Here is an 11,263-nt window from a genome sequence, read left to right on the forward strand (position 1 = left end):
CTCCATATTCTATGCATGCCGTACCCTTCTGGGGATCTATACGCATTGTGAAGAAGGTTCCATCTTCCGAAATCTCATTAAAGTAAAAACTACCGTCCTCCGACATGCTCCAATGAGCCGGGGGATTCGTCTTCATCCACCAATAGAATCTCTCCGTTTCACGACCCGGTTCAAACTTAATATCTATCCGATCAATATAGTCCAAAGTGAACGACTTTTTTCCATAGGTGCGATCTATAACCTCGTACGCTGGCAATCCTACACCTACCTTGTATGAGATCTCCATACGGCTCCCATACGGCTTATTGACGATATCTGATACAAACGAGCAAACATATATTAAGCTAATAAGAGAGATAGGGGATAACAGCGCATAAGAACACCTTCTCCAACTCGCCCGCCGCCATTTCCGCTCAATCCACACGTACAAAGGCGGACAACATCCCCATGAGACCCAAGTAGCCAACCAAAGGCAAAAAGACTTAAATGTCCATCGCTCCGGCCTTGCCCAAAATAGAAGGATTATGAAAGCCAGTAACCCACCACCCCAAACTATCACACTAACTAATAAAAAAAACATCATAACGCCTCAAATTAAGAACTACTATTTTACCTTATTCATACTCCTTCTTTATAATTATCATAATCTCGTATCCAATCCAATTCTTTTGCACTCGAAGGTTCTGTATAAAATAGATCTATAACACTTACATTTCTATTTAGGGCAGCTATCCCTTATAATTAAAACATGGTCATATAAAGTTCCATTTCTTTCCTATGGAGTTGTTGTTCGCATTGCCAACATGATACATTCCCCAACAAGTGCTATTTCCGCTAGTAAATAATGTCGAGTATTGTTCCACATCACACTATGTCCTGCAATTTCCGCCGTACGTAAGAAATTATTACGTACTCTCACGTCATTGAAATATGTTGCTGCCCCCACAGCGAATGCTGTTCCGGATGGACTGAGGTTGAACAGTACCGGGCCTGCATCAATGTCAAATCCCAACCAACACGAATAATCATGATATTCCCGTATACCAGACAATAAACCTGATTGCAAAAAATGGGATTTGAGCCTATGATATTGCTCTCTTGCAAATACTGAATCTATCTGCGTGAGGTATAGACAGTTTAATGCGGAATACGAGCCTTTCACCGGGGCGGCTTTAAACGGTATGCCATCCTCACTCAAAAATGAGACAAGTAGGCCTGTTTCTTTGTCAAGCCATTCAGATTTAGCCTTTCGTACCCATTTACGTACCGTAGAAATATATTTTCCCTTGTTTAATTTCGAGTAATTATTCAGTGCGACAATCGCAACAAGCATATCAGGGACATATATACATTCGCTTGGATATGTTGGTAAGTTTAGACTTTTACTTCGAAGAAGCCGACGATTCATAGTTCCGCAAAGATCATCAAACAAGTTATTATATTTATCATTTCCTCCGGCCATCTTATACTCGCTTATCATCCACGCAAGATGACTGATATATGAAATATGACTCCTGTCACCATCCAATGTTTCCAGAGGATCCTCGCCCCAACGCTCAGCATCATATTTTCTCAACTCAAAGGAAAGTACCATCTCAATAAGATTATCTATGTTCTCTAGATTCTCTGTTTTTGTTTCGGGATAAAGTTTCGACATATTGAATAAGGCTGCCGCCAGCATTGAACAAGAATACAACGCCCACTCACCTTGAAATTGTGTTCCAATTCCTTCTGGCATTTCACACAACAACGCACGTGGTGAAGTTACTACACGATCGATCAGGAAATCCCGACGTTGAATGAGTTCCCCCTTCTCATCCTCCCATGTACCATTATCAGTACACGACCAGTAAACCCATAATATTTTGACCAATATAAATGCAACCATCACCACTGCGATTTTAATTGATTTGTGTATCAAATCAATATTGTCTCGTATAATATCTACATATTTCTCAGGCTCAACCGTTTCACGCTTGGGTTGCAAGCACGAACAGGGCAAACTAATCTTATTTTGCCATTCATTGTCAAGATAATCCTCAAAACGGATGACGACCTTCAACAGATCATCGGATAAACGTTTCTGGCACTCTTTAATAATGTATTCAGGAATTGGATAAACACAAGCCGCTATTGCGCCAGCTATAGCACCTTGCGTATCAGCGTCACCACCGAGTGACACGGCATTTCTTATCGCATCTTCATAACTATCGGCTTCTAAAAATGCGATGATAGCCTCAGGCACGCTACCTTGGCAAGATACATCAAATTCATATCGGGGCCGAATCTCATTCAATGTACGGTTCATGTTATATTCGAACTGATTGGTAACAAAATCTCTTATGTATACTTTTAATTCGTCTATTTCCCCAGTCCAATGTAGCGCAATGAATATACTTGCAGCTACAGCCTGCGCTCCCTTTATAGCTTCCGGATGATTGTGTGATACTGCGGCTGTTTGTTTCGCTAAGCGCAAGCATTCATCCAAAGTCTTAGCAACAAGACCTACCGCACTAACACGCATAGCGGAACCATTCCCCCATGAGTTATAGGGGGTTGGATCATTACATAACCAATTGCAGAAAAGGCCACCGTAGCCAACAGCCGGATAACGGTTGCCAAATTCACACATAGTGTCTACAAGCGTGTATTCTGAGCGGGTGACATCCTCCATTAGCCATCGTGCGATAGCTAATGTCATCACCGTATCGTCTGTAAAACAGGCACCATACGGAAACAACTCGAAGTCTTTGCTCTTGACAGAACGAAACTCATACATCGAACCTATAATATCACCAGCAATCGCTCCATAGATAGTTCTGTAAGTATTTTTCATCATGGCTAACTTCTCTCTATACATAAATTCTTTAACACAAAGATTGCAAAAAAACTCGATTTATCATCGGTAACTTGTTTCATTTTCGACCTACCACCAAGGATCTTGTATGGCGAAAATCATTCCGACTCCAATTATCGAAGTCCCTCCATATCACATATATGCCTTATTCTCTCTAGGATCTATATCCATAAAGAAGTAAATTCCATCATCTAATTCTCATCGAATGGGAAATCACCATCTTCCGATATACTCCAATGAGCCGGGGGATTCGTCTTCATCCTTTGTTGGAACTCTCCGTTTCACAACCCGAATCAAACCTAATGTCAACCTCATCCGTATCCCCATTTCGGCCATGAGAATTTACAATCTTGTATGCTGCCCCTATCCCTACCTTGCTTGAAAGATCTCTTCGGTTATAGAAAGGCTTATTGACGCACTTACATACCAATGAACAGATATATACTAAGTAAACAAGAGAGATTAGAGATAACAGCGTATCAATCCCTGTCCAGTCTCTATTAATAGCGTTGAGATCTATATCTATTATCAGGCTATCAAGGTTATGGATGAAGCGATGCGGATCGAACGTACAGGCATCTACCAAGAAAAGAAAAGAGACTGGGGATAACAGCACAAATAGCGCCCTTCTTAGACTAGCCTGCTGCCACTTCCGCTCAATCCATACGTACAATGGTGGAAAACAACACCACGAGACCAAAGAAGCTAACCAAAGACAAAAAGACTTAAATGTCCATCGCTCCGGTCTTGCCTTGAATGCAAGGATTATAAAAACCGATAATTCAAAGATTATAAGACTTATACAAACTAACACCATAACACCTCAAATTAAGAACAACTTATTTTAAACCACTGTCAATAACAAAAACTCACATGAAAACAAGTATCCCGCTTGTTTACCTCAATCACAAAGATATCATAAGGGGAGTTTAAATCTCGAAACTCGTATCTGTCCTCGTATTTGACCCATCGAGAACATGGTTTCCCCGTAATATCCTCAAGTCTTTTTTGCAAGGCTCTCTTGTTATCCGCTGATAAAGAATATGTAATGTCAATCCAACAAAGTCTAGGATATTGTGTCTTGCATCTACGTATCTCTCGATAAGGAGGAAATTCAACGCCAGATATTTCCCTTAAGTCAAATCCCGCCAACATATCATCATTCGTACAAGTACGTATCAATACCATAGTACACACTATCGAATAGATGATCAAAAACCTCGTTTTTACCATATTCACAACTTTACCGCTTTCTTTTAATTAGTGTTATTTGCATTCAGGCCGTTTCTTTTGCCCTCTAAGACACGATATAGGACGGATCTATAAATAACCCCTTTATCAGTTATCACCCCTTATTCGCAAGGAATAGGCTCATGTTTCATATCCTCATCGCCAAGCACCACAAGAGAAAACGGGGCTGGTGTCCCCGCCGCCGCCTTCCGCATCCACTCGCAGCCTCCTCCTTTGGTGCCGCCCCGATCCACGCCATATAAAGCCATTCGTACCCCAAATCCCCCCTAAAGATCATCTTTGAATATAGTAGGATTCAATTCAACCGGGGATCTCCACTCTATTCGATAGTCCTCCCATAAAAAACGTTTCATCACTTGCCAATACTCGAAACATGAGACCGGGGTACGAAACCAGTTACCAGAATCAATTTTTTTATCAGAGAAGTAAGATCGTAGTTTTTCCTCTAACTCCTTCTTTATGGACAAATAGGCTTCAGATTCCTCAACCGGATCATGTATTAAACCGGAAATTTGAGGTTTACAATCCCAGCTACAAGAAGCACGATCAAAGCATTTACTTGTTTTCATATCAAACCAATATCCGTTATCAACTCTTTTTCTTCACCTGTTTTTATTACCACAAAATAAGTACAAATCCTCCGATTTACCTCGGCCTTATGTTACCACTCCCAATCCAATAATATAAGGCCATATACTAAAATCATGATATCTCCAACTCCCTTCAAAACAAATTACCTGTTGCCACACTCTCTGAGACCTTATTCAAATTGCAGATTTCAATAAGCGTGGCACCGTTCCGTTTTAGACTATAAAAATCATTTTCACTTAACAATATATAAAGCCACTGTCGGTTCATTCTATATTGGGCTCTCAGTTGATTAATCTTATTGCACCATTCAAGAGTTGCCAATTGTTTTTGTCGGACATTTTTGTCGAAAATCTTGTCTTGTCCTTTCGTTTCTATAATATAGATGTGTTGTGATGTACATACCATAAAGTCCGGATGATAGGTGGCCAATAGACCGTCCTGCCGGATATAATGGATTGATGCGAAGCTATGTTGATTCTCATTTATTTTGATAAAGCAGTTCACTTCCGAGTCGGCATCCAAAAATTCAAGGAAAGCTTTCTCGAAACCTCCTTTATTGGAAGGGTAGCCCACTTTTTCATAGATAATCTTTTCCAAATCAAGTGAAAAACTTTCTCGTATACGTAGTGTAGGTATGGAAGAAAAATAAATCTTCTCAACTATTGCATCTGTTATATCTATTTGTTCTTGCATATAATAGATCGCCTTACTGATCTCTCTTACAATATGCTGGGTCGCAACTCCCTCATTGTGTAGTAAAATCTTCCAATTATAATTCTCGAACGGATTGAATGAACGTGAAAATAACTTGGTTCGGATATATCGGTCGATGACCCGTATGATTTCTTGCTGATTAATTTGCAATGTAGGTAGTTCCTTAGGCTTACTCCTTCCTACCTTGTCGAAGCGTGTTGTGACGATGCGTAATACCTTTTGCAAGTATTCATTGTAGCTTTGTGCATTGCATAAGTCTGCGTTTACCTCATATTTGCCGAATTGAGTACCGACTAAGACGTCATGCGAGATAAAGGATTCACCGGGTTTCGCCAAAATTTCTTTTAGTTGTTCATACGAAAAGTCTGTAAAAGGTGCGAGTCTGTTTATATCTATTTCTGAAGGATGTATCTCCTCCTCTTGCTCTTTGATAATAAGAGGCCAGAATAAATCATAGTCTTGATAATTGTCTTTTAACCCTACCTTTATAATATCACCGGTTACATTGGAGCCATCCGGCAAATCACCTTCGTCTATACCGGCAAGCTCTTCGTTCATCAAATCATTGTAGAAATCAAGAAAGGCCGGATGTTCAATGATGGAAAGCATATCGATATAAGATTTAGGTGCTTTCTTTTTAACCAATACTTGCAATCGGTTTTCCCTTTTTTCTTCTGAATATTCAGGCTCTCTCCACATCAAACGAAGACCACGCCCTACGGTTTGTTCCAACAAAATAGCGGATTGCGTAGATCGTAACGGTACGATGACACATATATTGTTGACATCGAAACCTTCCCGAAGCATCAACACGGAAACGATGACTTTGGGTGATTCATATTTATCAATATTGAACAATCGTTCTTTGACTTGCATCCAATCTTTTTCTTTTACTTCGCCTTTAGCGTTGCTGTCAATACGGAGAACATCCTTTTCGGCTAATCCCTCTTCTTTTAGGAATGATTCGACAAACGGGGTGACATTGGTATCCTCACAAATCACCATCATCTTCGGTCGTTTCTTAGAATCCAGCTTGATAAAACCTTCTTCAAGGATTTTTAATTTTCGTAATCCGGCACGAAGCATTAAACGTTGTCCGTCGCTCAATCCAATCACTTTTTTTCGTTCATCACGTAAAGCGTTATAATCCAGATTGGCAAGATCTGTCAATTCTTGTCGGCGATCCAACAACAAGGTCTTAACCAATCCGCTTTTCATCGCTTGGCTTAAATCAAAGTCAGATATAATATGCGGGAAATAACATTTCATCTTTTTCTTCCCGGAACCGACCGTATCGTAGGGTGTAGCTGAGAAGTCGATTTGGAAGAAGTGACCTCCTTTGTTGTGGGCAATCTTATTCAATCCTTTTTGCCATTCAACCTCTTCTATTTCTCCTTGCTTTTTATTCTCATGGATATGATGGGCTTCGTCATTGATTACCATTAAGTCCGATAGTTCGGATAAATAGTCCAATTCGCTTCCTCGTAGGTATTTCCTATCCAGTGCCTCTAAGACATTACCACCACTCAGGCCTGGTGTAATAGGCAATAAATCTCTTATAATAGAGGGAGCGGAGTCTGGGACCATATTCTCTTTCTCTTCATCAGACAAGAACAGATGCCAGTTGGTTAAGGCGATCAGTCCGTTTCCGGTTATTTTTCGTCCGATTCCCTCTTCTTTGGTGACAACATTGTTTTGTATAAAAGAGAATACTTCGTCCCGATAAGCCGGAGGTATGAAAAGATCTTTATGCAGATAGAGGTCATTTGTAAAAGGATCTCTTTCCGTGCAGTTCTCTTTCAGGCGTCCACAATAGGCATCCTTTAGCCGATCATAAACAATCAGGCCAGGAGCTACGATCAGGAAGTTTTGGGTGTAGCGTCCGCTTCGTTCTTCTTGTTCTTCATGTCGTGCGTTAAGGAGTTGCCATAAAAGTAAAGCGTGCATGACCCATGTCTTACCTGTTCCGGTTGCCATCTTTACGGCATATTTGGGAATACGATATTTTTCTTTAGCCAAATCACTTAGATTACATTCGGCTAATAGATCCGGCGCAACTTGCCGGTATATTTCTTCTACGGTTGTCACTTGTAAAACTTCATGCAGATAAATGATGTTTAGAATACTTTGTTTTTGTCCTTCATGAAAGTTCTTGGAGCGTTCTTCCGTATAAGGCCCCATGAACCAAAACTTCAGCAAATCTTGTGTTACCGGGGTAACGGCATCTAATAAACTGCCGTTTTCAAAGGCTGTTTTGACTTGTTCCGTTAACCGGCTTGCCAATTCCAAGGATATATCGTTTCTCATGTTGTGTGTCGTTTTTAAGAATGAATAGTCTCTGTTACCATGCTCTCAAAGCCGAATACATCGACCGCTTTCACGCAAACCGTCCGTTCTGCTTTTCGAGGAGTGATTAATGTAGCTGTATAGATACAATGAAGTGGATCGCTATCATTGTCCGTGTTTTCCCGATAGTCTTGCCATTGGCTGCGGAATGTGATGCCGTCGTAATCCGGGTCGATGCTCCAATACTCGATCAAAGCCAGCGGATCTTTCTCCAATACCTGTTGCAATTTGGCTTTATCTTTATCATCCAACGGGATATTGTCGGGTGAAAGAAGCACATAATTATCCAATTCGATTGTTAGTTTGTCCTGTTCACCGTAATGCGCTTCTGTCTGAATAGGTTTTACCAATAGATATTGATAACTGCTGAAACGGACAGAGCCTTCCCTTATCAGTTTGTCATATCCTTTCTTGGAGAGTTTGTCCAACAGGTCTGGTGGAATCACCAAGACCTCAACATCCTCCTTGTATTGTTGGATAGCCGCAGAAATGTCAAAAGCAAAGTTCCAAGCTAATACGACCGCCTTGTTCCATCCACCGCCCAACAGATTGTTTTTGGCTTCGTATGCCCGGCGGATTGTAGCTGCCCCGGTTACTTTATTGGGACTATCTACCAGTACCAAAGTCCGTCCGTTCTTGATATACCCCCAATTCCGATCGTTCAGTTGTTCCTGTGTAAATGGTATTGCTCCATACAGTTGCATGATGATTTGGCTCAAATCGCCAATCCGCTTGTATTGCTTGTTGTTTTGGAAAGCCTCTTTTTGATAATCACCGATGGCTTGATAAAGGAATGGTTTTACCTCTTGGTCGATAAAGCGTTTGCGCATAACTAATGTAGCCGGTTTGCCAATATCCGTTGTAATCCATCGACGGCCTAACCGTTCGGTAACGGCTGCGGTTGTTCCGCTTCCACCGAAGAAGTCGCAAACAAGGTCACCTTCGTTGCTACTGGCTTTGATGATGCGTTCGAGAAGGGCTTCGGGTTTTTGGGTGGCGTAGTCTATGCGTTCTTTGGCTGTAGATGATATAGGTTGTATATCAATCCATAAATTACCAATTTTTCTTCCTACATACTCATCTGCATAATTTTTATATCGAGGTCTACCTGTATTTGTCCAAAAGATCAAATATGGATTTTGTGATAGCCGTTCATCAAAAGTTTCTTGTGTCCATATCCAGCCGATATTTGATGTAATCCTTCGACCTTGTATAGTTCTTGTTTCACCAGCGCTATAAGCGTTTGAAGATTTTTCTAATTTTTCATGATTAAATCTTCTGCCAGTTTCTTTTTCTATATAAGGAAACTTTTCATTTAATTCTTCACTTGTTAGAGATTCGTATTCTTGATTGTAAGTATATAAAGAGGATTTTGTATAATAAAGAATAGTGTCAGTCATTACATCATATCCATTTGTTGCTAAGTGATGTCCTCCTGTTCTTTTCCATATAATCTCACTTTGTAAATTTTCTTTCCCAAATACATCATCTAATAAAGTCTTTACATACGCCCCAACATGCCAATCAATATGTACATAAATACTCCCTTTATCTGAAAGTAACTCCCGCATTAACACCAACCTCGGATAAAGCATCTTCAAATAAGAAACCGTCCCATCCTGCCATGTATCCGAATAAGCAAATTGCTCAATTACCGTAGGCTTTTGCTCAATATCAACACCCGGCAAATTAATCTTTGTCCGATAATCCGCTTTGCTATCAAAAGGAGGATCAATATAAATCAAATCCACCTTTCCCCGAAGTGAGGATAATCCGGTTGCTTCATCTCCAGCTAACAAGGCTTGCATTGCCAATAAGTTATCGCCATAGACGAGACGGTTCATCCATTCTTTGTTTATCACTTGCTCGTTTTTCCCTTTCCATAATCCGGAAGTGTCTTTGGCTGGAAGAACCAATTCATTTGTTTGTAATCCGATACGGGTGTTGCTACTCAAACGTTCTAAGATACGTTGCGCTTCTTGTCTTCCTTCTTTTACGATTTTAGGAAGTTCTTCTATTAAGGATGTTGCTGGCATAATTGAATATTGTAATTTGATGTTCGACAATGTTATATGTATTACAGGGGACTAGTGTTCCCCTTATTTGTTTTTTTGCGAAGTAATTTTATGAAAAAATCCTTATATATTTCTGCTTCATAATCGCTCATTATGTATGACTCTGTTATATTTAAATACGGGCTTTTTCTTTTTAATAGTTTTATTAGCAATGAAGTTTCAATGTTCAATATATTTGATATTTGAGATAGACTCTTATTGTATAGAACACTTATTTTTGATCTTCTTAATCCTCCAAATCTGAATCTTCTGTTTGACATTTGTTTTGCAATTGGCATTATAATATCATGTAATTTTTTATGCCAATAATGGAAATTCACATGAGATATATTACCTAGATAATAGGGTTTATCTTTCAAACTATAAGTTTCTATCTTATTATTGTTAATATAAAATTTGTTTTTTATTCCATTTCGTGTTGTATATATATCTCTTATATCATTTTTAATTATTTGAATTTGATTTTCAAACTCATTTTCAGATAATAATAAAAATACATAAGTGGCGGTATAATTATCTAGCGATTCTAATACTCCAAAATATATTTTTTTACGTTTTAGCACATAAAATTTGGTATTACGAGTATTGTACGAGTACGAAAAAGGATCATAGGTAAAATTTTCATCCCATGTTTGATTATATTCAGAAATAGATACTCTTTCAAGGTAAGTTATGGTCGCTTCTCTTATGGGAAGGAGACTTAAATCTTCTCTATCTTTTTTAGGGTGAGCATTCTTTAAATCGTTTTGTGTTATCATGATGGAGATTGAATATTTGTCTTCCTGCTCCCCTATGGAAAGATTAACAAACAAAAAAGCGTGGGAACCGTACCTTGCTGCCCGTTCCACGCTCTAAAGGCTCTCGCATTGCCCTATCTGTCGAAACGAGCAACGCCGAAAGCCCCACGCCGATGTGAATATATATGATACACCCAGTTCCCTTATGGATACACCAATGGCTACACAAGGTACAATGAGGGCTATATAATACACCCTTGAGGACATCCACCGTTGCTTTGTTTTTGACAGATAGTTGAGAATTTGCGAGATTCTTAGAACGTCAAAACCAAAGCGTAAAGTAAACGCCTTTTCTAATTTATGTCAGTTCCCGCACCACCCTGATCGGCGTGGTGCTATTGAGAACTATACAAAAATACAATTTAATTGAACAAATAGGTAACGTTTTTAGGAAAAATTTTAATATTGTTTATGCCTCCAATGATAATTTTATCACAGCCATTCACGGCGCATTTTAGAAAAAGACAAAACTCAGAAACAGAATTATATAACTTAAAACGGACTTAAAAACATCAACAGATACTATCAATAGTTATCTACCTAAGAGTATTAGATAGGTACTTTATTGATAGTGATCGCATTAAAAATGAGAGAGGCGAAAGATACCACCTCCTCGGAAATATCCCCCACCT

8 protein-coding genes are annotated in these 11,263 nt (G+C 39.4%); all 8 read right to left on the reverse strand.

Annotated elements, in window-relative coordinates; genetic code table 11:
* Positions 1 to 583, reverse strand: a 583-nt coding sequence (locus tag DWY79_RS21895; RefSeq protein ID WP_122370466.1) for a hypothetical protein, incomplete at its 3' end; no start/stop codon positions are given.
* A 192-nt stretch (positions 584 to 775) separates the two neighbouring features.
* Complete coding sequence (locus DWY79_RS21900) at positions 776 to 2,860, reverse strand: ADP-ribosylglycohydrolase family protein (RefSeq protein ID WP_122370462.1); 2,085 nt, start codon at positions 2,858 to 2,860, stop codon at positions 776 to 778.
* A 253-nt stretch (positions 2,861 to 3,113) separates the two neighbouring features.
* Positions 3,114 to 3,674 (reverse strand): hypothetical protein, encoded by a 561-nt coding sequence (locus DWY79_RS23450; RefSeq protein ID WP_122370464.1) that lies wholly within the window; start codon positions 3,672 to 3,674, stop codon positions 3,114 to 3,116.
* A 535-nt stretch (positions 3,675 to 4,209) separates the two neighbouring features.
* The gene (locus DWY79_RS22870) at positions 4,210 to 4,356 is read right to left on the reverse strand and encodes a hypothetical protein (RefSeq protein ID WP_172606910.1); all 147 of its coding nucleotides are present in this window, start codon (positions 4,354 to 4,356) and stop codon (positions 4,210 to 4,212) included.
* A gap of 18 nt (positions 4,357 to 4,374) precedes the next feature.
* Positions 4,375 to 4,677: a hypothetical protein gene (locus tag DWY79_RS21915; RefSeq protein WP_057319005.1), complete on the reverse strand. Its 303-nt coding sequence runs from the start codon at positions 4,675 to 4,677 to the stop codon at positions 4,375 to 4,377.
* Positions 4,678 to 4,831: 154 nt separating this feature from the next.
* Positions 4,832 to 7,720, reverse strand: a complete 2,889-nt coding sequence (locus DWY79_RS21920; protein ID WP_057319007.1) for a DEAD/DEAH box helicase family protein — start codon at positions 7,718 to 7,720, stop codon at positions 4,832 to 4,834.
* A 14-nt stretch (positions 7,721 to 7,734) separates the two neighbouring features.
* On the reverse strand, positions 7,735 to 9,795 hold the full coding sequence (locus DWY79_RS21925) for a site-specific DNA-methyltransferase (protein ID WP_057319009.1): 2,061 nt from the start codon (positions 9,793 to 9,795) through the stop codon (positions 7,735 to 7,737).
* A 41-nt stretch (positions 9,796 to 9,836) separates the two neighbouring features.
* On the reverse strand, positions 9,837 to 10,682 hold the full coding sequence (locus DWY79_RS21930; RefSeq protein ID WP_232044557.1) for a hypothetical protein: 846 nt from the start codon (positions 10,680 to 10,682) through the stop codon (positions 9,837 to 9,839).
* Positions 10,683 to 11,263 lie beyond the last annotated feature (581 nt).

This window comes from Parabacteroides sp. AF27-14, assembly GCF_003635425.1.
Lineage (GTDB): Bacteria > Bacteroidota > Bacteroidia > Bacteroidales > Tannerellaceae > Parabacteroides > Parabacteroides distasonis.